Raw genomic sequence first — 21,758 nt, 5'->3', positions numbered from 1 at the left:
GAACTCGTCATAGGTTGTGTGACTCTATTTGCGTGCTTTTAGGGAGGCCTCATCCCTGTGAGCAAACCGTGATGAAGCCAGCCGAGCTGTCGCAATCAGCCTGGCAATCCGCCCAATGCGCGATAAAGCCTGTCAAGGGCTTGGTCCAACGCTTCGCTTTCGACGGGAACCTCAACAACTGATCCGGCTTTCTGTGGGACCCTGAACACCAGCGAGGCATCCACACGGTAGCCGGATGCAGTTTTGCTCGGGTTCAACCGCATGACGCTTTTGGGCAGGTTCTGAGGGGAACCATCATAGGTCAGTATCAGAAAGGCGGCTGCTTCGGGGGGCAGGTATTCGCTGCATTCAAAGCTGCTGTCGGGCAGCTTGCGAAAACTGTCGCCCGGGCCGGTGCAACTCATTTCGAAGGTTTCGAACAGACGCGTGGGGTAGTCGTTGAACTGAGCACTGCGTGATGGTTCGGACACATCTTGTGGTGTGCACGCCACGATTAGGGCCACTGGCGATAGAAAGTGAAACAGCCGCATCTGATTGTAAGCCCTCAATGATTTGCGCGTTAACCAACTCGTCCCTTGGCAGGTTCGTGATGATTCTGCTTCAGCCTAACCAGCAGTGGTCCGGTTCATCAAACGCTTATAACCATGCTGGTAAAAACAGGAATTTCATTCAATCGAATTTGGGATCGGCGGGAATTTGCCGTGGATCATTCTGTGGAGGAATCGGAAACGCTCCACGCAAGACCCGACGCGATGATCGGGTCAACACAAAAGATTTCAAAAATGACTCAAAAAGGCCGTTGACCTTCTATGGGTGGATACGCCAGATTGTATGAGCCGAATATGACGCCACTACATCTGGTAGGAAATCAGAGAAGGCGCAGGCAGGGACGGGACGCACACCAACCGATTGTGCAACCGCTGATGCGGTTTTGCGCTGTGCGCGGCAGCGTCCGGACCTTTGCGTCTGTCGAGTTCGGCAAGGTGGGGGGCTTGGCATTTCTCAGGCCCGAAGCTGGGTAGACGGTCATTAATTCGAAGGCAGCGGACATGAAAATTGAAAGAAAATTCACGAAACCGGGGCAGGATGCATACGCAGACTTGGATTTCATTTTGGCCACGTCCGAGATTCGAAACCCCGACGGTACAATTGTCTTTCGGTTGGACGATATCGAAGTTCCATCAAGCTGGAGCCAAGTCGCAAGCGACGTGATCGCGCAGAAGTATTTCCGCAAAGCAGGTGTTCCCAGCAAGCTGAAAAAGGTCAAAGAGAAAGACGTTCCCGAATTCCTGTGGCGTTCGGTTCCGGCCGATGGTGCCGAATTCGATGGCGAAATATCATCCAAGCAGGTCTTTGATCGTCTGGCCGGCGCATGGGCGTATTGGGGCTGGAAGGGCGGCTACTTCTCAACCGAGGAAGACGCGCGCGCCTACTTTGATGAGATGCGCTATATGCTGGCGACCCAACGCGCCGCTCCGAATAGCCCGCAATGGTTTAACACCGGTTTGCACTGGGCCTATGGCATCGACGGCCCGGCGCAGGGGCATCACTATGTCGATTACAAGACCGGCAAGCTGACCAAATCGAAATCCGCTTACGAGCACCCTCAGCCGCACGCGTGTTTCATCCAGTCGGTCGACGATGATCTGGTGAACGAAGGCGGCATCATGGATCTGTGGGTGCGTGAGGCGCGCCTGTTCAAATACGGCTCGGGCACCGGGACCAACTTCAGCCATCTGCGTGCCGAAGGCGAAGCGCTGTCAGGTGGCGGCAAGTCCTCGGGGCTCATGGGCTTTCTCAAGATCGGCGACCGCGCCGCTGGCGCGATCAAATCGGGCGGGACAACCCGTCGGGCAGCAAAGATGGTGATCGTCGATGCGGATCACCCCGACATCGAGCAATTCATCGAATGGAAGGTGATCGAAGAGCAAAAGGTGGCCTCGATCGTTGCCGGATCGAAGATGCACGAGAAGATGCTGAACGGCATTTTCGAGGCCATCCGGTCTTGGGACGGCGCGCAGGACGATGCATATGATCCCAACAAGAACGACGGCCTGAAGACGGCCGTGCGTGAGGCGAAAAAGGTCGCGATCCCAGAAACTTACATAAAACGCGTGCTCGACTACGCCCGTCAGGGCCACGACAGCATCGAATTCCCGACTTACGATACGGACTGGGATTCGGAGGCCTACAGCTCTGTCTCGGGCCAGAACTCGAACAACTCGATCCGCGTGACTAATGCGTTCCTGACCGCCGTTGAGAAAGACGCGGATTGGGAGCTGATCAACCGCACCGATGGCAAGGTTGCCCGCACGGTCAAAGCGCGCGACCTGTGGGAGAAGGTCGGCCACGCCGCTTGGGCCTGTGCCGATCCGGGCATTCAGTTCCATGACACAGTGAACGAGTGGCACACATGCCCCGAGGATGGTGAGATTCGCGGCTCGAACCCTTGCTCGGAATACATGTTCCTCGATGACACGGCCTGTAACCTGGCGTCGATGAACCTGCTGACCTTCCTGAAGGATGACGAGTTCCAGGCGGCGGATTACATGCATGCGTCACGTCTTTGGACACTGACGCTGGAAATCTCGGTGACGATGGCGCAGTTCCCGTCGAAGGAAATCGCGCAGCTGTCTTATGACTTCCGCACCTTGGGTCTGGGCTATGCCAATATCGGCGGTCTGCTGATGAACATGGGCTACAGCTATGACTCGGATGAGGGGCGTTCGATCTGTGGCGCACTGACCGCAATCATGACTGGTGTGGCCTATGCGACCTCCGCCGAGATCGCCGGAGAGCTGGGCGCTTTCAAAGGGTATGAGCGCAACGCGGACCACATGCTGCGCGTCATCCGTAACCACCGCCGCGCATCGCAGGGTGTGACCGACGGGTACGAGAAACTGGCCGTCAAGCCTGTGCCTCTGGATCACGGCAACTGCCCAGACAAACGTCTGATCGATCTGGCCATGTCGGCCTGGGATGAAGCGCTGAGCCTGGGTGAGAAACACGGCTATCGCAACGCGCAGGCCACCGTGATCGCGCCCACCGGCACCATCGGTCTGGTGATGGATTGCGACACGACTGGGATCGAGCCTGACTTTGCGCTGGTCAAGTTCAAGAAACTGGCTGGTGGCGGCTACTTCAAGATCATCAACCGCTCGGTGCCTTCAGCACTGGAGAAGCTGGGATATTCCTCGTCTCAGATCGAAGAGATTGTATCCTACGCCGTCGGTCACGGCACCATCGGCAACGCGCCGGGGATCAACCACACCTCGCTGACAGGTCACGGCTTTGGTCCGAACGAACTGGCCAAGGTGGACGCCGCGCTGGAAAGCGCCTTCGATATCCGGTTTGTCTTCAACCAGTGGACGCTGGGCGAGGATTTCTGCACCGGCGTTCTGGGCATCCCGGCAACCAAGCTGAATGACCCGACCTTCGATCTGCTGCGCCATCTGGGCTTTACCAAGGCGGATATCGACGCGGCGAATGATCATGTCTGCGGAACCATGACGCTGGAAGGTGCGCCGCATCTGAAAGAAGAGCACTATTCGATCTTCGACTGCGCCAACCCGTGCGGTAAGAAAGGTAAGCGTTTCCTGGGGGTTGATAGCCACATCACCATGATGGCGGCAGCGCAAAGCTTCATCTCGGGTGCGATCTCGAAGACGATCAATATGCCCAATGACGCGACCATCGAGGATTGCCAGAAGGCCTATGAACTCAGCTGGTCGCTGGGTGTGAAGGCGAACGCTCTCTATCGTGACGGCTCGAAACTGTCTCAGCCTCTGGCCGCAGCGCTGGTCGAAGATGACGATGAGGCGGCGGAAGTGCTGGAAAGCGGCTCGACGCAGGAAAAAGCCGTCGTTCTGGCCGAGAAGGTGATCGAGAAGGTTGTGGTCAAGGAAATGATCCGCAGCCATCGCGAGAAACTGCCCCATCGCCGCAAGGGTTATACCCAAAAGGCGATCGTGGGCGGCCACAAGGTTTACCTGCGCACCGGTGAGTTCGAAGACGGCAAGCTGGGCGAAATCTTCATCGACATGCACAAGGAAGGCGCCGGCTTCCGGGCGATGATGAACAACTTTGCCATCGCCGTGTCGGTCGGCCTGCAATATGGCGTGCCGCTTGATGAATTCGTCGATGCCTTTACCTTCACCAAGTTCGAACCGGCGGGGATGGTGCAGGGTAACGACTCGATCAAAAACGCGACGTCGATCTTGGATTACATCTTCCGTGAACTGGCCGTGTCCTATCTGGACCGCACCGATCTGGCCCATGTGAAACCTGAAGGCGCAAGCTTCGACGACTTGGGCCGGGGCGAGGAAGAAGGCGTCTCGAACGTCTCGGAGCTCAGCGACAGTGCGGCCTCCAAGTCACTGGAAGTGCTGAAACAGATCAGCTCGACCGGCTATCTGCGCAAGCGCTTGCCGCAAGATCTGGCGGTGTTCAACGCAGGTCAGACCGATTTGAATGGTGTGGCGGAAACTGCGGCTGCCTTTGCAGCTCCGGCCGCGGAAACCGCCGTCGCAACCACCATGGACGCGCGCACCAAAGCCAAGATGCAAGGCTACGAGGGCGACCCGTGTGGCGAATGCGGCAACTACACGCTGGTGCGCAACGGCACCTGCATGAAGTGCAACACCTGCGGCGCGACAAGCGGGTGTAGCTGAGTTCAGCGCCCCGGCACCCCGGGGCGCAGGGGTCGGATAGCTGCCACAGGTACCGACCCCGACGAATACGGATCAAGGCGCTGAGACTTACCATCGATGCCTTGGTCCACTCGGCCGACATGCCCGTGTTGGCCGGGAACAGGGTGGGGCGGAATATTTGCTCCCTCCCACTCTCTCACGGGGCGGGTGCGCTCGCCCCATGCGCAGTCCAGGCCGCAGGCAAAAAAACACCGGGCGGTCAACGAAATGAGCCTGGAAGGCGAAACTGACAGGGGGCTTCGGCCCCCTTTCTTTTTTCAACCCCATACCGCGGTCGTCAGCAGAGCTTTGCCGGATTGCCCCTCCGCCATCGGGTCAGAACCGCCGAAAGCAGATCGGCGGATTTCGCCCGGCGGGAGATCGCAGGGCCGACTCGGGGAAATCCGCAAAGAATGGCGCGAAATTCGGGGATGAAAGGGATGCGGGTGACGGCGAAGGGCAAGATGGTGTCTGTGGTGCTTGTCCGGACGTAACAACGTAAAACTCACTCAGGAGGCACTATCATGAAACCGCAACATCTGGCCGTTATCTCGGCATTCGCACTTGGCTTGCCCTCGTTGGCTTTGGCGCAATCGAGCGCTGATGCTAATGGCGACGGCGTTCTGACCATTGAAGAAGTGCAGGCTGTGGTACCAGAAGTGGATACCGATACGTTCTCGGCCATGGATGCAAATGGTGACGGCGCGCTGGATCAGGATGAGATCGCAGTTGCGCAAGAAGCCGGTTTGCTGCCCCCCAGCAACGGCTGATTTGCATTGAATAAGGGCGGCCCGAGGGCTTCGGGCCGCCTTTACAAGCGGTTACGCGGGTAAGTGAATGTTGAACTTGGCGCGAATTTCGGCATCTAGCAACGGATCAAACTGAGCGGACGACGGTGCGCTCAGAATTTCTTCTTTACGGGCCGTGGCCTTATCAAGCAGATCGGGTTTACCCATCTCGGCCCATTCTTTTGGTGACGTCCGATCGCCGAAAATCGGGTAGACATAGTCGGCCTGCATCCGGCTGAGCGTTGCGTCGGTGCCCAAGTAGTGGCCCGGCCCGCCCATGCAGACTTCGGCAATCTGATCCAGCGCCAGTGTTTCATCATTGACTTCGATGCCACGTACGCAGCGCTGTGCCTGCCCGATCAGATCATCGCTAAGGATCAGGCTTTCAAGGCAAAAGCCCAGAAGCGAGGCATGCATGCCCGCCGCTTCATAGACCATATTAAGCCCGGACAACCCGGCCATGACGTTCGAACACATCTGCTCCCAACCGGCTTGCATATCGGGCAGTTTCGAATCTGACGCGCCAGCCGCGGCACCGCCGGGCAGATCGTAGAACTGGTGCATTTGCGCGCAGCCCGCGCTCAGCAGGGCCTGTTCGCCAGATCCGATAGACATGGCCCCGGTGCGCAGGTCGAGACCAAAGGGCCAGGTGCCAAAAATCGCGGGAGCGCCTGGCTTTACGGCGTTGACATAAACCAAACCGGCCAGGCATTCGGCCGTGGCTTGCGTGATCGCTCCGGCGATGGTTGATGGGGCAGTTGCTCCGGCCATTCCAGCAGACAAAAGCAGAACCGGCATACCGGCCTTGATGCATTCCTCCATCACTTCGCAGCTTTCGGTGGCAAATTTCATCGGCGGAACGACAAAGCAGTTCGAGTTGGACACAAAAGGCCGCTCGCGCCATTTGTCCTCACCACCGGCAATCATGTGCAGCATTTCGATGGCGGGTGCCACATGCGATGGCTCGGTAAAGGATGTCCCGATGTGTTTGTAAGTCCCTGAGCAAGCGGCATAAACTGTGTTGTAGTCCATCTCGAGATTGTCGAGGATGTCGCGGCAGACCATGGGGCGTTGGACGAAGTGGATATTGTCCAGTTGTTGGCAAATTCGCGCGGCGTCGTGCAGATCCTGTACGGTTGAATCGCGGTATTGGCGGCCATGCACATCAACCATACTCACGGCGGCCCCGGCTGTGCCATAGTGAACCTTGGTGCCGGTCAGGTCGAGGTCGGTCTGGCCGTCGCGGCTGTAGAGCGTGATGGATCGGTTGGCCTTGGCGATCGTATCTTCGACCAATGCGCGCGGGAACCGAATGCGCCCGTCGTCGCCCAGAGTACAGCCAGCACCGACCAGATAGTCGATGCCGCTTTGGGGAGCGTCTGCAAGACCAATGGTTTCAAGGGCTTGCAGGGCGGCATTGTGGATTTTTTCCACCTGAGTTGGGGTCAGAGGTTTGTATGTGCCGCCTTCCATGCCGGGGCGGATCGGGCGCAGATGTTCTGGAAGGGCGGATGCGCGGGCTGCGCGACGTGCAGAACGTCCACCGCTACGAGAGGCACTACGGGATTGCGTGTTCATTGAATAAGTCCGGTCGTTGAAGAAGTATCTTGAGCGTAAGCGATCAAGACAAGCCAGGCCGACCCCTAGCCGCGCGCCCACGATCCGCACCAATGGTACGACTGATCAGGCGAATTTTCCAAATCTCGTTTGCCATGAGACCTCTCAGTTGCTCGATAGGCTGTCAGACGACCACACCCTGTTCTGTTCCGTTTGCGACTTTGGTGTCAAAAACCGACAGATTGTGGCGCTGCCTCCGTCGAACGCGTGTTCTGGGCACATTTTCTCCCGCTTTGGGCGAAATCTGTTATACTTTATTAACTTACTGCTGAATATCCTGTGATCAGAATTGAAATCTGGTAACTGCATACCAGTTTGAAAGTGTGACTGTTGCTGCTCCAGACACGGATGAACACTGTTGATGATGGATTGGAAACCACGTTGGGCCTTGATCGTCGCAATGACGATCACATGCGCCATCCCTGCTATGGCAGAGGATTGGACAGGTGCCTATGCGGGTTTCAGTTTCGGCTATGCCGAGGCAAGCGGCCCTGACAGCTCCAGCGGGGATACAGGCACATTTGGCGCCCATATCGGGTTTGATCAGGATTTTGGCAATTTCGTTTTGGGAGGTGAGTTGGAATACAACCGCCTGTCCCTGAACCTCAGCGAAAACCAGGGAAGCCTGGACAGTATGTCACTTGTGAAACTGCGCGGCGGGTATGATTTTGGCAACGCGCTCGGATACGTGGTCGTCGGTGCGGCCCACGCGGAAACTTCGACCGACAGCGATACAGCGGCGGTTTATGGTATCGGCGTCGCTTATCCGATTGGCGAAAACCTTGTGATCAGTGGTGAGGCATTGCGCCAGAACTTCGACGATGCCACCCGATCTGAGGGGGGATTGGGCACAAATGTTTTCAACCTAAGGACAACATTCCGGTTTTGAGCCTTTCACTCAGCCGCGCTATGTTTTGCCTGACTTGCCGCAAAATCGCACAAGGTCTGCAGAGCCTGCGAAAAACGCGCGTCCTCGACCGTCATTGCCACGCGAATATGGCCTGCTGCGGCCCGGCCAAAGCTTTCGCCAGGCATGACAGCGATGGCGTGATTGTCCAGCAAGGCGTTTGCAAAGTCTTCACCGGATAGGCCGGTCGCGCGGATATCCAGCATCAGATACATCGCACCTTGTGCGGGCACGAGGGTGATGGTGTTTTGCTTGCTCAGAATCTCCATGGCAAGCGCGCGACGGCGACGGAAGGGGGCGGCGATACCAGCCTCTAACTCCGGGCCGGCATTCAGTGCAAAACAGGCGGCATCCTGAATGAAACCGGGCACGCCATAGGTCGTGTGCGTGGCCAGATTGATCAGATGCGCAATCACTTCTTCTGGACCAATAACCCATCCGCAGCGAGAGCCCGTCATGGCATGGGATTTGGACATGGACCCAACAACAAGCGTGCGCTCGGCCATATCCGACAAAGCACGGGGAGAGATATGCTCACCTTCCCAGACCTGCGTGTCATAGACCTCGTCCGAGATCAGCCAAAGATCGCGCCGTTTACAGGCCCCTGCGATGGCTTCAAGCGTTTCGTGGGAATAGACCACGCCGGTTGGATTGTTGGGTGAGTTGATCAGCAGGGACACGGCTCCGTCCGCCGCAGCTTCGATGTCTTCGGCGCGCGGTTGAAATGCCCCCTTCGCCTGTGCTTGGACGGGGCGGGCGTGTGCGCCAACCCCGCGGATCGTACCGGGATAGGTGGCGTAATATGGATCAATATACAGCCCCACATCCCCGTGATCACACAGGGCCATATGTGCAGCGAACAGGGCGGATTGCCCGCCGGGCGTGATCAGAACATTGTCACGCGTGGTGGGAACCCCGGTCTGCGCCTCAGTTCTTGCGGCAACCATGTCGCGTAGTCGATCGGTTCCCGGGACCATTGCGTAACCGGTGTGTCCGTTTCGCGCCGAGTGGTCCATGGCGCGCAAAATCGATATATCGGTTCGGGTGTCGTGTTCGCCAATTGTCAGCTCGGTCACCGCGTGTCCTGCGCTGGCCATCCGGCGCGCGCGGTAGAACACATCCCAGCCGTCATGGCCGCCCGCTGTGATCTGAGAGATGCGATTTGACACTTTCATCTGAACACCTGTTGGCGAAGTTTCGAACGGCTCGCGATGGTCAATCAGCTGCGCGCGGGAAGGGTCGCCCGAACCTTTTTCGTCAATGAGGCACGGACCAGATCATAAGACGCTGTCAGGCGGTGCCTCAGTTCTTCCTCGTCCGCGTCAAAGGGCAGGCGGATCCAACTGCGGTGGAAATACGAGGCTTTGACGCCGACACCTGCATCGATCAGCATTTGTGCGGTTTCGATATCGGCTGTTTTGACCGAGACGCCATCATTGGCAATCCCGATGCAGGCAAACATCTTGTCGCCCACCTTCCACGCATCATGGCCGCCGCCCCAAGGGTCGGACCATTCAGCACCTGGTAGGGCGCGGCACACAGAGTTGACGAAATCCCGGCTCATGTGCGGCACCATGCAGGGGAGGTGAGGCAAACTCAAGCCTTGGCTTGGCGTGTTGCGCGTGGTATGCCAGCGCTATGAACCGGATGACCTGCATCATTATCTGCTGCATTACCTGCTGATTTATCAAGCGGGCCGGTATCTTTCGTTTTCATCTCTGAGACAAGTTGCTAAGCCCGCGCCAACGCGCACGCTTTAGGAGCCCAAGTGATGACGACACTCAAACTGCACAACACACGGACACGGACGAAGGAAGACTTCGTTCCGATCGATCCTGACAACGTGCGGATGTATGTCTGTGGGCCGACTGTCTATGACCGTGCCCATCTGGGCAATGCGCGACCTGTGGTTGTGTTCGACATGCTGTATCGGTTGCTGCGCCATGTCTATGGTGCGGATCACGTCACCTATGTGCGCAATTTCACCGACGTGGACGACAAGATCAACGCGACCGCGCTGAAGCGCAAACAAGCCGGTGCCGAAGGGTCTTTGGAGCAGTTGGTCCACGAACGCTCGGATGAGACCATCGGGTGGTATCTGCATGATATGGGCGCGCTTGGGACGCTGGAACCGAACCAGATGCCACGCGCAACTGAGTTTATCCCGCAGATGATTGAGATGATCGAAGACCTGATCTCCAAGAGCCATGCCTATGAAGCCGAAGGTCACGTGTTGTTTGCGGTGGACTCGTGGAAGGACGAATACGGCAAGCTCTCGGGCCGGTCGGTCGATGACATGATCGCTGGGGCGCGGGTTGAAGTTGCGCCTTACAAGAAGAACCCGATGGATTTCGTGCTGTGGAAGCCTTCGACTGATGAACTGCCCGGATGGGAGTCGCCTTGGGGCCGGGGCCGTCCGGGCTGGCATATCGAATGCTCGGCCATGTCCTATGAGTTGCTGGGCGACAGTTTCGACATCCACGGTGGCGGCAATGACCTTATGTTCCCGCACCATGAGAACGAGATCGCCCAAAGCTGCTGCGCGCACCCCGAGGGTGAGTTCGCTCGGGTCTGGATGCATAATGAGATGTTGCAGGTCGAAGGCAAGAAAATGTCCAAGTCGCTGGGTAATTTCTTCACCGTGCATGACCTGTTGGAACAGGGCGTGCCGGGTGAGGTGATCCGCTTTGTTTTCCTGCAGACCCATTATCGCAAACCGATGGATTGGACCGAGAAGAAGGCTCGCGAAGCCAAGGCAACGCTGCGCAAGTGGCGGGCGCTGACAGCGGGCATCGAGCCCGCCGCCAGCGCGGCACCCTCGGTGGTTTCAGCGCTTGCGGATGACCTAAATACAGCGGGTGCTATCGCCGAGCTTCACCGTCTGGCTTCGGACGGTGACGCTGCGGCGTTGCTTGCAAGTGCGCAAGTTCTGGGCCTGCTGACGGATGAGATGGGTGGCTGGGCTGCCATTGCAGCGGCGGATTTCTCGGAATACGAAGAAAAGCTGGCAACCGCGCGTGCAGAAGCCATGGTGAGCAGGGATTTCTCGGAAGTGGATCGATTGAAATCCGCCTATCTTGCCGCAGGTCTGGAAGTGCGCATGAGCAAGGACGCTGTTGAGATCATCGCCGGATCGGGTTTCGACGCGTCGAAGCTGGAAAGCGTATAATCAAATGCTTCGCCCGGAACTGTCCGGGCGGGGCGATGCCCGAACAAGCCAAAGAGCCAGACCAATGACCAAAACCCGCCTCTATCTGTATGACACAACCCTGCGCGACGGGCAGCAGACGCAAGGGGTGCAATTCTCGACCGCTGAGAAGGTTCAGATTGCGCAGGCGCTGGATGAGTTGGGGGTCGATTACATCGAAGGCGGTTGGCCCGGGGCGAACCCGACTGACAGCGCGTTTTTTGACGTCGCTCCGAAGACGGCTGCCCGTTTGACGGCGTTTGGGATGACCAAGCGTTCAGGCCGGTCGGCAGAAAATGACGACGTTCTGGCAGCGGTGATGAATGCGGGCACGCAGGCGGTCTGTCTGGTCGGCAAGTCGCATGATTATCACGTGACCCACGCGCTTGGCATTTCGCTGGAGGAGAATGTCGAGAACGTCCGCGCCTCGGTTGCACATCTGGTGGCGCAGGGGCGTGAAGCTCTGTTCGATGCCGAGCATTTCTTTGACGGGTACAAAGACAATCCGGCCTATGCGACTGAGGTTTGCCGCGCTGCGCTGGAGGCTGGCGCGCGCTGGGTTGTGCTGTGCGATACCAATGGCGGCGCATTGCCTGGCGAGGTTGGGCGCATCGTATCAGAGCTGATCGCAGCTGGTCTGCCAGGGGATCGATTGGGTATTCACACCCACAACGATACCGAGAATGCGGTGGCCTGTTCTTTGGCCGCTGTCGATGCAGGTGCACGGCAAATTCAAGGGACCTTGAATGGGCTAGGAGAGCGGTGTGGCAATGCAAACCTGACGGCTCTGATCCCGACCTTGTTGCTGAAGGAACCCTATGCCTCGCAGTTCGAGATCGGTGTCAGCCCTGTGGCGCTGGCCGGTCTGACGCGGATCAGTCGGATGCTAGACGATATCCTGAACCGGGTGCCCAGTAAGCAGTCGGCCTATGTGGGGGCCTCTGCCTTTGCGCATAAGGCAGGGCTGCACGCCAGCGCGATTCTCAAGGATCCATCGACCTACGAACATGTCGATCCGGCAACGGTGGGCAATGCGCGGATCATTCCGATGTCAAACCAGGCTGGGCAGTCGAATCTACGCAAGCGCCTGACCGAGGCCGGGCTGTCCGTGGAAAACGGAGACCCAGCTTTGGGGCGCATCCTTGAGCGGATCAAACAGCGTGAGGCTGAGGGGTATTCGTATGACACCGCGCAGGCCAGTTTCGAACTTTTGGCGCGGGATGAGCTTGGCCAACTGCCCGAATTCTTCGAGGTTAAGCGCTATAAGGTCACGGTTGAGCGGCGCAAAAACAAGTACAACAAGATGGTCAGCCTGTCCGAGGCTGTGGTTGTGGTGAAGGTCGACGGTGAAAAGAAACTATCGGTCAGTGAATCCCACGACGAACAAGGCAGTGACCGGGGACCAGTGAACGCTCTGGCTAAGGCGCTGGCCAAGGACCTGGGGCAGTATTCGCAGGTGCTGGAGGATATGCGGCTAGTTGACTTCAAGGTGCGGATCACTCAAGGCGGGACCGAGGCGGTGACACGCGTCATCATCGACAGCGAAGACGGGCAGGGGCGGCGTTGGTCTACCGTTGGGGTCAGCGCGAACATAGTCGATGCGTCCTTCGAGGCGTTGTTGGATGCGATCCAATGGAAACTGGTGCGCGATTGTGACCCTCAGCAGGCGGCGGCAGAGTGACGGCTGCATTTGACGAAGATGTCAAAGCCTGTGCCGCCTTGGTGCACAAGGCAGATCCCGATCGGTTTCTGGCGGCAATGGCCGCTCCGGTTGCGGCGCGGGCGGTTTTGTTTCCGATCTATGCACTGAATGTCGAGGTCGCGCGCGCCCCTTGGGTGACGCAAGAGACGATGATTGCCGAAATGCGCCTGCAATGGTGGCGCGATGCCCTGCAGGAGATAGCGCAAGGGCCGACCGTGCGGCGGCACGAGGTTGTCACGCCTTTGTCTCGGGTTCTGTCGCCCCATCTGGCCGGAATGCTGGATGAATATGTGGCGGTGCGACGTTGGGATATCTATCGCGATCCGTTTGAGGATCAGGAACATTTTGACGCCTATATCAATCACAGTTCTGGCGCGTTGCTGGTGGCTGCGGCTCAGTCCCTTGGGGCAGCGGATGAGGATGTGTTGCGCGATTTCGGCTATGGCGTGGGCGTGGCGAATTGGTTTCGCGCGATCCCAGAGCTTGAGGCGCGTGGGCGTATACCATTGTTGGATGGCAGACCCGAAGGCGTGAGGGTACTGGCAGAAACGGCGTTGGCGCGACTGGCTCGGGCGAGATCAAACCGGTCTGGGGTGTCGGATGCAGCGCGTCCGGCGCTTTACCTCGGGTGGCAGGCAGAATGGATTTTGAAACGGGTGACCGCACAGCCCGACCGGGTCGCGGCAGGCGCGTTGGCGCAGAGCGAGGTGCGGCGGCGGTTGTCGTTAATGTGGACCGCCGCGACCGGCCGCTGGTGATCAGGCTGTTTTTGCATCGGCGGGTCTGAGGACCAGCCATAGCAATGCGCCACCAGCCAGGGTCAGCAGCGGGATCATGGCGAGATTGACGGCAGTCCAACCTTCAACCGGTGATCCCCCGGAACAGTTCATCAATCCGCCCGAAGCCAGCGAAGCAACGGTCACACCGCCGAATACCAACAGGTCGTTCAGGCCCTGCATCCGACCACGCTCATGCACTTCGTGCGACGCGGCCAGCATGCTGGTTGCGCCGATAAAGCCAAAGTTCCAGCCAATGCCCAGCAGTATCAGGGCGATGAAGAAGTTCTCCAACTCGACGCCCTGCAAGGCGACAACTCCGGCTCCGGCCAGGATCGCAAGGCCAAGGGCCACAATCTTTTCCACGCCAAAGCGCGCGATCAGGTGACCCGTGAAAAAGCTGGGAACATACATTGCCAGCACGTGATAGGTGACCACATCAGCCGCGTCATTGGCCGAGAAGCCGCAGCCCACAACCGCCAGAGGGGTCGAGGTCATCACAAGGTTCATCAACGCGTAGGACACCATCGCACAGATGATCGCAACAGCGATGCGCGGGGTTTTCAGCAGCTCTAACCGCGAGCGGCCCTTGGGCGCATCTTCGGTCGGTTTCGGCGGGGTCGGAATGTCGAGAAAGAAGAACAGCGCCGATCCGATCACGTTCAGGGCGATCACTGCCACGTATGTGCCGAGGAACGGGATCACATAAGACTCTGATGTCAGTTTGACAATCTGCGGCCCGATGATCGCTGCGGCCAAACCGCCTGCCATCACGTAGGAAATTGCCTTGGGTCGGAACTCATCGGATGCGGTGTCTGCTGCGGCAAAGCGATAAAACCCGTGCGCGCTCATGTAGATACCGGTCAAAAGGCTGCCCAGCAGGAAGATCGGGAAGGACCCCAGATAAAGGCCATAGGCTCCGATCAGGCCGCCCAAGGCCCCGGCTGTTGCCCCGACAAGGAAGCCGGTTCGGCGCCCCCAGCGTTGCATGATGGCCGAGACAGGCGTGGCCGCCAGCATCGATCCCAGAACGATCAGCGAGATTGGCAGCGTCGCAAGGCAGGGGTTGCTGGCCAGGGACTGACCGGCCAATCCACCAACGATGAAGATCATCGGCATTTGCGCGCCCAGGATGGATTGCGCAGCGACCAAAACCGCTACGTTGCGTTTGGCTTGCGAGTCGTCCGGGGTGGCTGTCGTCAGTGTCATGGGCCAATGCGTATCGGTGAACGCGCCGGGGCACAAGCGGCTTGCATCTGAGGCTAATCCCCCTAACGTGCAACCCGTATCACAAGACAGAGAGCGCATGTCCGTAGGTCGCATCATTGAAACGCCCGATTGCGTGACGGAAGGGGCCGAGTGGCTGGCCAACACCTGCCCGCGCATGGCTTATGCGATGGAGCAGACCGGCCCTTTGCCTCTGCGGCGCAAGCCAGACGGCTTTGCCCAACTGCTCAGTGCGATTGTCAGCCAGCAGGTCAGCGTGGCCTCGGCCAACGCGATCTGGACGCGGATGCAGCATGCAAAGCTGACCGGACCGCGCAAGATCATGTGGGCCACGGATGAGGATTTGCGCGCTGTTGGCCTTAGCCGTCAGAAGGTTCGATATGCACGCGCACTGGCTGAGGCGCGCATTGATTACAATGCGTTACGCGGTGTAGCTGATGCGGATGTCGTCAAAACTCTGACACAGGTTCCCGGCATTGGCGTTTGGACCGCCGAGATTTATGCCATGTTCTCACTGGGCCGGGCCGATGTGATCGCGCCGGGTGATCTGGCCCTGCAAGAGGCCGCTCGGGTGCTTTATAATCTACCCCAACGTCCAACCGACAAGGAACTGCGCCAGATGGCCGAAGCCTGGTCGCCTTGGCGATCAGTTGCGGCACGCGTTTTGTGGGCCTATTACCGGGTGGCCAAGAAAAGAGAAGGGATCAGATGACACGGGTTTTGAACGCGCTCCGGAAAGAGCCGGTTTCAGGCGACACACGCTCGGTCGTGGTGTTCGTACACGGCTATGGGGCCAATGGCGCCGATCTTCTGGGTCTTGCTGATCCACTGGGTGAACATTTGCCCGATACGCTGTTCGTGTCCCCCGATGCACCCGAGCAGATTCCCGGAATGCCAAACGGCTTTCAATGGTTCCCGATCCCGTGGATTGACGGCTCGTCCGAGGAAGAAGCAAGGCGCGGAATGGAAATGGCAGCGGATGATTTCAACGCCTTTCTGGATGCGCTGATGGTGGATGAAGATGTCCTGCCTGAGCAGGTCGTTCTGTTCGGTTTCTCTCAGGGCACAATGATGAGCCTGCATGTTGCCCCGCGGCGTGAAGACCCGGTAGCCGGGATCGTTGCGTTCTCTGGCCGGTTGCTGGAACCCGATCTGCTGCCCGATGAAACCGTCAGCCGGATGCCGATCCTGCTGGTTCATGGCGACGCGGATGATGTGGTTCCGCCGCAATCGCTGCCCGAGGCAGCAGAAGCTCTTCAAGCTGCTGATTTCAAAGAGGTCTATGCGCATGTGATGAAGGGAACCGGCCACGGTATCGCACCTGATGGGCTAAGCGTTGCACTGGCCTTCATGCGTGACAAGCTGAGCTTTTAGCGATGATTGCCGTCCGCCCGATGATGCCAGAGGATGTAGCCGAAGCTTGCCGCATCCTCAATGATATCATCGCGGCGGGTGGCACGACTGCTTTTGAAATCCCGTTCTCGGATGCCCTTTTTGCGCAAAGCTATCTGGATGGGGCAGACAAGATATGTTGCCACGTTGCGCTAGATGATCAAGGCGATGTCGCGGGGTTTCAATGGCTTGGCACGCATGAGGCCTTGCCCGAGAATTGCGCCGATGTCGCCACGTTCACCCGCCGAAACCCGGTGCTGCGGGGCGCAGGCCGGGCCCTGTCTGCCGAGACAGTCAAAACGGCAGGTGCATTGGGATTTGCCGCGATCAATGCCACGATCCGAGCGGATAACCTTCTTGGCTTAAGCTATTATGAAAAAATGGGTTTCCGCGACTACTCGGTTGCATACGGCGTACCGCTTCGGGACGGCACTCCGGTCAATCGCATATCGAAACGCTATAGTCTGACGGAGGATAGATGATGCTGGTTGTCACAGGCGTTGTGGAAGTGAATGAGGCCGGGGTCGAACGGGCCCGCGAGGCCGCGCAGCAGATGGTTGCGGAAACCGTGAAAGAGACCGGTTGTCTGGTCTATGAATTCAGTCAGGTGCTGGGGCACAACACGCGGATTCGCGTTTACGAAGAATGGCAGGATCAAGCTGCGCTTGAGGCGCATTTTGCAACGCCCCATATGGCCGTGTTTCGCGCAACTTTGGCCGAGGTTGGTCTGATTTCCAGCGAGATCTACAAAATTGTCGGCGGTGAGAAGCAGCCGCTCGGCTGATCTGGATCAGCCCCACAAATGGCCCTCGGCAAACTCGACCGAATTGCCTGCGGGGTCGCGGATGTAGAGTGACCGCGCGCCGCTGGGCCAGTCGAACTCGGCATCGATCGGGACATTCCAATCCAGAAGGTGTTTGCGCATGGCTGAGATTTCATCGCGGGTCAGCACAAGGCATACATGCCCTGCACCACGCGCGCCATGAGGCGGCACGGGCAGGTTGGGGTTTAAGGGTGGTTGTTCGGTTTGATCCGGGTTGAACAGCAATAGAACGGACCCGCCAACACGATAAAACGCGTGCCGGTCTTTGATACGCTGAATGCGCTCCAGCCCCAATACCTCACCATAAAACTGTTCGGCTGCATCCAGGTCATCGACATACAGCGCAGCCTCCAGAATACCTGACGGGGCAGGGATGTCTGGCGTAAGTTTCATGGCCGTATTTTAGCAGAAAGAAGCGGGCCGTGTCACCGCCGTGCGCGTCTGTCTCGTTTGCGTTGCGGGGCCGCATTCAGAGTGGGCGGGGGTAGGCTGTCCCATTGGCCAGGCTCAAGATCGTCCAAAGTCCAGTCGCCGATGCGGTAGCGGATCAGGCGTAAAGTTGGCAGGCCGACGGCAGCCGTCATCCGGCGCACCTGCCGGTTCTTGCCTTCGCGGATCGTCAGTTCGATCCAGCTGTCGGGCACGGTCTTACGCTCTCGGATTGGCGGGGTGCGGGGCCACAGGCCCTCTGGCTCATCCATCTGACGTACTTTGGCGGGGCGAGTCAGGCCATCCTTCAGCTCAAGTCCGTCCCTCAGCGCTTTCATTGAGACCGCGTCAGGTTCACCTTCAACCTGAACCCAATAGGTTTTTGCCATCTTGTGTTTGGGATCCGATATCTGTGCCTGCAGTCTCCCATTGTCGGTCAAAAGCATCAGCCCTTCGCTGTCCCGATCCAGCCGACCTGCAGGGTAGACGCCGGGCAGGTCGATAAAGTCCGACAGGGTGCTGCGCGGCGAGTCTGCATTCGCGCGGTCTGTGAACTGCGGCAAAACATTAAAGGGTTTATTGAATCGAATGAACCAGGACATGCCCCGCCATAGCCTGCAAAACACGCTGTGCGCAACCTGTGGATAACTGTCATGCGCCTGTTACGGATTCGGCTTACCCAATCAGCGACATATTGTGGAAACTCAGGGCTTGTCAGAGATTTACCACGATATATAGTTATCTTAAGACCGGGGCGGGTGCTCTCCGCTCTGGTGTCACAAACGGGCAGCTGAGAGCGAGGAGCGATTCTGTGATGGACGGAGACTTCAGGACCGAATTTGTAAGAGAGCCGGGGACGCTCAAGCATCACCCGGCCTTGGTTTTGAATGCCGATTACCGCCCCTTGTCTTACTACCCGCTCTCGCTGTGGCCCTGGCAAGAGGCGATCAAAGCCGCCTGGCTGGACAGGGTCGACATCGTGGCTGAATATGACGAAGTCGTTCGAAGCCCGAGTACCGAGATTCGAATACCCTCGGTCGTTGTTTTGAAAGACTATGTAAAACCCAGAAAGCGCGTGGCCTTCACGCGCTTTAATTTATTTCTGAGGGATGAGTTCCGCTGTCAGTACTGCGGCAGCCGGGATAACCTAACCTTTGACCACGTGGTCCCGCGCGCGGCAGGCGGGGTGACAAGCTGGCAGAACGTGGTGGCGGCGTGCAGCCCGTGCAATCTGCGCAAAGGGTCTAAATCCCTGCGTCAGGCAGGTATGAGCCTGCGCAAACCACCGCGCCAGCCCGATGCTGAGGCTTTGCGTAACATTGGCCGCAAGTTTCCGCCAAACCACTTGCACGACAGCTGGATCGACTTCCTGTACTGGGATGCAGAACTGGATGAGTTCTAGGTCTTGGACCGCCAGGCCGCGATCCAGATCAACGCTAAGCCCAAAGACACAACGGCGTTCCAGCCAGCCAGAGACAAGCCCAGCATTTGCCACGGGATATCGTCACATCGTACCAGCGGGGCGGACATGATCTGGTTCATTAGTTCTTCTGCGGACATCCCGCCAATGCTGCCGGATGTGCAACTGGTCGGGCCTTCCCACCAGCCTTGTTCGACACCGGCGTGAAACAGGCCAATGCCTGCACTTGTCAGCGCTGAAATTGCGCCTGCTAAAGGCAACAGGCGAAGAGAGGGCAGCATCAGCGCAATCAGCCCGATGACAAATGCAGCGCCATGTGGATAACGCTGCCAGACACACATTTGGCAAGGCGCAAGTCCGCCGAGATATTGGAAACCCCAGGCCCCTAGCAACAAGGCCGCCGAGCCGCCGGCGGCGAGACCAATCAGAATACTGCGCTGTGTCATAGGTATCGCACCGCTAGAAAGCCGCCGAACAGCAGAATGATGAACAATGTGAACATCAGGCCCAGACGCTTTTCAATGAAATCGCGGATCGGTTCGCCAAATTTCCAAAGAAGGCCTGCCACAAGAAAGAACCTAAGAGCACGCGCCAGAATCGACGTGGCTATGAAGGTGCCAAGCGGCATGCCCGTCCAGCCCGACATGATGGTGATAACCTTGTAGGGGAAGGGCGTGACGCCTGCGGCCAGTACAGCCCAGAACCCGAAATCGTTGAAACGGGTGTTGAACTCTTCCATCGCGTGGGCCTTGCCCATCGATTCCAGAATGGGTTGGCCAATGCTTTCATAGGCAAATGCCCCGATCGCATAACCCAACAGACCGCCCAGGACCGATGCAACCAGCGCAACACCGGCGATAAGCCAAGCGCGCGAAGGGCGCGCCAGAATCATCGGGATCATCAGCACATCCGGCGGGATCGGGAAAAACGAGCTTTCGATGAATGCTACAATCGCCAGCGCCCAAAGCGCATGGGGGTGCTCGGCCAGTCGAATGGTCCAGTCGTAAAGCGATCGTAACATAGTCTACTCAAATCCCGGTCTTTGCCCGTGCAAGCCAAATCATGCACCCACGGACCCGTCAACTGCTGGCGGCCAAACAAACCGAAAGCTGGTTGATTTTTGCCTCTGGACCTTCCCGCACGGGGGCGCTAATCCAGTGTCCGTGGCCCAAGTGGCGGAATGGTAGACGCAGGGGATTCAAAATCCCCCGCCTTCACGGGCGTGAGAGTTCGAGTCTCTCCTTGGGCACCACACCTTTGTGCATTTTAGACTGTATCGAGGCGCAAAAGCAGCGCGCCCTTTGGTTAGTGAACCTTGAAATCTAAGCGGATGACGTATTCTGGTGCTTCACAAGGCTGTACCTGAATCAAAAAACCACCTAGGTTTGGCGCGCTGACTGGATTGTGTGTGTTTTTTTGACTTCAGGAATTAATGCCGGCTTTGTGGAGGCTTTGTTGCCAACATTCACGCAAACACCGGCAGATGTAGGATATGGTTCACTTACAAATCTGATCTGCGCGTGGAATATTGATTAGTGTATTGATTTGAAAGGTGCGTTCCATTGGTGGGTAATTCAGAAACCGCCAAGCCCGTCGGCCAGACCGACGCGCTTGAACTTACGATTTTGATGCCTTGTCTGAACGAGGCGGAAACAATCGAGATTTGTATCAAGAAAGCGCAGGATTTTATTGAACGCGCGCAGATCAAGGGCGAGGTGCTGATTGCCGATAATGGCAGCACCGATGGTTCGATTGAAATGGCTCAGGCTCTGGGTGCGCGAGTCGTGAATGTCCCGCAAAAAGGATATGGGGCGGCGCTCTCGGGCGGGATCGATGCAGCCTTGGGCACCTATGTGATCATGGGCGATGCGGATGACAGCTATGATTTCTCGAGCCTCGATCCTTTTGTTGAGGCGCTGCGGGCCGGAAACGATCTGGTCATGGGCAACCGATTCAAAGGCGGTATCTCGGATGGTGCGATGCCGTTTCTGCACAGATATCTGGGCAACCCGGTGCTCAGCTTCATTGGCCGGCTTTTGTTCAACATCAGTATTGGCGATTTTCACTGCGGTCTGCGCGGATTTCGGCGTGACTCGATCCGGGATCTTCAACTGCACACCTCGGGTATGGAGTTCGCCTCGGAGATGGTGACGCGATCCGCGATGTCGCGTCTGAAAATTGCCGAGGTGCCGACGACGCTGCGGCCCGATGGTCGAAGCCGCCCGCCGCATCTGCGCACTTGGCGGGATGGATGGCGCCACCTCAAGTTTTTGCTTATGCACAATCCGCGCTGGCTGTTTGTCTATCCGGGGCTATTTTTTAGTGTTTTGGGCGGGCTAGCCGCTCTGATCCTGATGTTTGGTCCTGTTCAGGTTGCGGGCTCGGTTGAGTTGGGTACTAACACCTTTATCGCCGCCTGTGTGATCACCATCCTTGGAACCCAGTTGCTGACCTTTGGCGCCTTGGCGCGGATGATGGCGACTCGGAGCGGATTGCTACCAGTGGGTGAGCCCAGCCGGATTCTTCGAAGCTGGGCCACAACTGACAATATCGCCCTGTTTGCGTTTTGGTTGTTCCTGTTCGGTGTCATCCTGTTCGGTGTGGCTTTCGGCCAATGGGCGCGCCTGGGGTTTGGGAATATCGAAAACCCTTTGCCAACACGCCTGACTGTAGCCGGGTTCAGCCTGATGGCTGTTTCGGTACAAACCGCCTTTGCTGCATTCTTGTTCGGGATTATTGAGATTCCAACCCGGGAACAAAGCACCGATTCCAACTGACGTTTCCGATCTTAGGAGAATGCTG

The 21,758-nt window shown here is 58.0% G+C and carries 21 protein-coding genes and 1 tRNA gene; 13 read left to right on the top strand and 9 right to left on the bottom strand.

Annotated elements, in window-relative coordinates; genetic code table 11:
- Positions 1-95: 95 nt before the first annotated feature.
- Positions 96-530: a hypothetical protein gene (locus tag ACR0EL_RS04295; protein WP_480498520.1), complete on the bottom strand. Its 435-nt coding sequence runs from the start codon at positions 528-530 to the stop codon at positions 96-98.
- Between the two features lie 519 nt (positions 531-1,049).
- Here ACR0EL_RS04295 and ACR0EL_RS04290 point away from each other — a divergent pair.
- Together ACR0EL_RS04290 and ACR0EL_RS04285 are read left to right on the top strand one after the other, a co-directional pair.
- Positions 1,050-4,670 (top strand): vitamin B12-dependent ribonucleotide reductase, encoded by a 3,621-nt coding sequence (locus tag ACR0EL_RS04290; RefSeq protein WP_480498519.1) that lies wholly within the window; start codon positions 1,050-1,052, stop codon positions 4,668-4,670.
- Positions 4,671-5,212: 542 nt separating this feature from the next.
- Positions 5,213-5,458 (top strand): EF-hand domain-containing protein, encoded by a 246-nt coding sequence (locus tag ACR0EL_RS04285; protein ID WP_353007741.1) that lies wholly within the window; start codon positions 5,213-5,215, stop codon positions 5,456-5,458.
- A gap of 51 nt (positions 5,459-5,509) precedes the next feature.
- Here the strand turns inward: ACR0EL_RS04285 and ACR0EL_RS04280 are convergent, their stop codons facing one another.
- Complete coding sequence (locus ACR0EL_RS04280; protein ID WP_480498516.1) at positions 5,510-7,054, bottom strand: trimethylamine methyltransferase family protein; 1,545 nt, start codon at positions 7,052-7,054, stop codon at positions 5,510-5,512.
- Between the two features lie 400 nt (positions 7,055-7,454).
- Here ACR0EL_RS04280 and ACR0EL_RS04275 point away from each other — a divergent pair, with 400 nt between their 5' ends.
- Positions 7,455-7,982, top strand: a complete 528-nt coding sequence (locus ACR0EL_RS04275) for an outer membrane protein (protein WP_480498514.1) — start codon at positions 7,455-7,457, stop codon at positions 7,980-7,982.
- 5 nt (positions 7,983-7,987) lie between these two features.
- Here ACR0EL_RS04275 and ACR0EL_RS04270 read toward each other — a convergent pair whose 3' ends face one another.
- Both ACR0EL_RS04270 and ACR0EL_RS04265 read right to left on the bottom strand, forming a co-directional pair.
- Positions 7,988-9,175 (bottom strand): pyridoxal phosphate-dependent aminotransferase, encoded by a 1,188-nt coding sequence (locus ACR0EL_RS04270; protein WP_480498512.1) that lies wholly within the window; start codon positions 9,173-9,175, stop codon positions 7,988-7,990.
- A gap of 44 nt (positions 9,176-9,219) precedes the next feature.
- The gene (locus tag ACR0EL_RS04265; RefSeq protein ID WP_480498510.1) at positions 9,220-9,564 is read right to left on the bottom strand and encodes an MmcQ/YjbR family DNA-binding protein; all 345 of its coding nucleotides are present in this window, start codon (positions 9,562-9,564) and stop codon (positions 9,220-9,222) included.
- Positions 9,565-9,771: 207 nt separating this feature from the next.
- On the opposite strand from ACR0EL_RS04265, the gene cysS reads away from it, so the two are divergent.
- The 3 genes from cysS (at position 9,772) to ACR0EL_RS04250 (ending at position 13,647) form a co-directional block, all read left to right on the top strand.
- Positions 9,772-11,169, top strand: a complete 1,398-nt coding sequence (cysS, locus tag ACR0EL_RS04260) for a cysteine--tRNA ligase (protein ID WP_480498509.1) — start codon at positions 9,772-9,774, stop codon at positions 11,167-11,169.
- A 64-nt stretch (positions 11,170-11,233) separates the two neighbouring features.
- Positions 11,234-12,868, top strand: coding sequence for a citramalate synthase (cimA, locus tag ACR0EL_RS04255; protein WP_480498507.1), 1,635 nt, complete (start codon positions 11,234-11,236; stop codon positions 12,866-12,868).
- Positions 12,865-13,647 carry a squalene/phytoene synthase family protein gene (locus ACR0EL_RS04250; RefSeq protein WP_480498505.1) on the top strand — a complete coding sequence of 261 codons (783 nt, stop codon included), beginning with the start codon at positions 12,865-12,867 and terminating at the stop codon, positions 13,645-13,647. Before cimA ends, ACR0EL_RS04250 begins: the two co-directional genes overlap by 4 nt.
- Here ACR0EL_RS04250 and ACR0EL_RS04245 read toward each other — a convergent pair whose 3' ends face one another.
- Positions 13,648-14,874 carry an MFS transporter gene (locus ACR0EL_RS04245; protein WP_480498503.1) on the bottom strand — a complete coding sequence of 409 codons (1,227 nt, stop codon included), beginning with the start codon at positions 14,872-14,874 and terminating at the stop codon, positions 13,648-13,650. It lies immediately after the preceding gene.
- A 97-nt stretch (positions 14,875-14,971) separates the two neighbouring features.
- Here ACR0EL_RS04245 and ACR0EL_RS04240 point away from each other — a divergent pair, with 97 nt between their 5' ends.
- The 4 genes from ACR0EL_RS04240 to ACR0EL_RS04225 are packed head-to-tail and all read left to right on the top strand — an operon-like array spanning position 14,972 to position 17,068.
- Positions 14,972-15,604, top strand: coding sequence for a DNA-3-methyladenine glycosylase family protein (locus tag ACR0EL_RS04240; RefSeq protein WP_480498501.1), 633 nt, complete (start codon positions 14,972-14,974; stop codon positions 15,602-15,604).
- A complete protein-coding gene (locus ACR0EL_RS04235; protein ID WP_480498499.1) occupies positions 15,601-16,266 on the top strand; it encodes an alpha/beta hydrolase in 666 nt (221 codons plus the stop codon). The genes ACR0EL_RS04240 and ACR0EL_RS04235 overlap by 4 nt, the downstream gene beginning before the upstream one ends.
- Positions 16,267-16,268: 2 nt before the next feature.
- A complete protein-coding gene (locus ACR0EL_RS04230; RefSeq protein WP_480498497.1) occupies positions 16,269-16,766 on the top strand; it encodes an N-acetyltransferase family protein in 498 nt (165 codons plus the stop codon).
- A complete protein-coding gene (locus ACR0EL_RS04225) occupies positions 16,763-17,068 on the top strand; it encodes a putative quinol monooxygenase (protein WP_480498495.1) in 306 nt (101 codons plus the stop codon). Before ACR0EL_RS04230 ends, ACR0EL_RS04225 begins: the two co-directional genes overlap by 4 nt.
- A gap of 6 nt (positions 17,069-17,074) precedes the next feature.
- On the opposite strand, the gene ACR0EL_RS04220 is transcribed toward ACR0EL_RS04225, so the two are convergent.
- Both ACR0EL_RS04220 and ACR0EL_RS04215 read right to left on the bottom strand, forming a co-directional pair.
- The gene (locus ACR0EL_RS04220) at positions 17,075-17,500 is read right to left on the bottom strand and encodes a VOC family protein (protein WP_480498494.1); all 426 of its coding nucleotides are present in this window, start codon (positions 17,498-17,500) and stop codon (positions 17,075-17,077) included.
- 32 nt (positions 17,501-17,532) lie between these two features.
- The gene (locus tag ACR0EL_RS04215; RefSeq protein WP_480498492.1) at positions 17,533-18,138 is read right to left on the bottom strand and encodes an rRNA large subunit pseudouridine synthase E; all 606 of its coding nucleotides are present in this window, start codon (positions 18,136-18,138) and stop codon (positions 17,533-17,535) included.
- A gap of 212 nt (positions 18,139-18,350) precedes the next feature.
- Between ACR0EL_RS04215 and ACR0EL_RS04210 the strand changes: the two genes are divergently transcribed.
- Positions 18,351-18,938, top strand: coding sequence for an HNH endonuclease (locus ACR0EL_RS04210; RefSeq protein WP_353007716.1), 588 nt, complete (start codon positions 18,351-18,353; stop codon positions 18,936-18,938).
- Here the strand turns inward: ACR0EL_RS04210 and ACR0EL_RS04205 are convergent.
- The gene (locus ACR0EL_RS04205; RefSeq protein ID WP_480498490.1) at positions 18,935-19,402 is read right to left on the bottom strand and encodes a disulfide bond formation protein B; all 468 of its coding nucleotides are present in this window, start codon (positions 19,400-19,402) and stop codon (positions 18,935-18,937) included. The genes ACR0EL_RS04210 and ACR0EL_RS04205 overlap by 4 nt on opposite strands.
- Positions 19,399-19,977 carry a YqaA family protein gene (locus tag ACR0EL_RS04200; protein WP_170532969.1) on the bottom strand — a complete coding sequence of 193 codons (579 nt, stop codon included), beginning with the start codon at positions 19,975-19,977 and terminating at the stop codon, positions 19,399-19,401. The genes ACR0EL_RS04205 and ACR0EL_RS04200 overlap by 4 nt, the downstream gene beginning before the upstream one ends.
- A 145-nt stretch (positions 19,978-20,122) precedes the next feature.
- On the opposite strand from ACR0EL_RS04200, the gene ACR0EL_RS04195 reads away from it, so the two are divergent.
- Together ACR0EL_RS04195 and ACR0EL_RS04190 are read left to right on the top strand one after the other, a co-directional pair.
- Positions 20,123-20,208, top strand: a tRNA-Leu gene (locus ACR0EL_RS04195).
- A gap of 313 nt (positions 20,209-20,521) precedes the next feature.
- Positions 20,522-21,733, top strand: a complete 1,212-nt coding sequence (locus ACR0EL_RS04190) for a glycosyltransferase family 2 protein (protein WP_480498998.1) — start codon at positions 20,522-20,524, stop codon at positions 21,731-21,733.
- Positions 21,734-21,758 lie beyond the last annotated feature (25 nt).

It is taken from the genome of Ruegeria sp. AH12 (assembly GCF_056541465.1).
The sequence above is the reverse complement of the archived record's forward strand: the minus strand, read 5'-3'. Positions and strand labels throughout refer to the sequence as shown.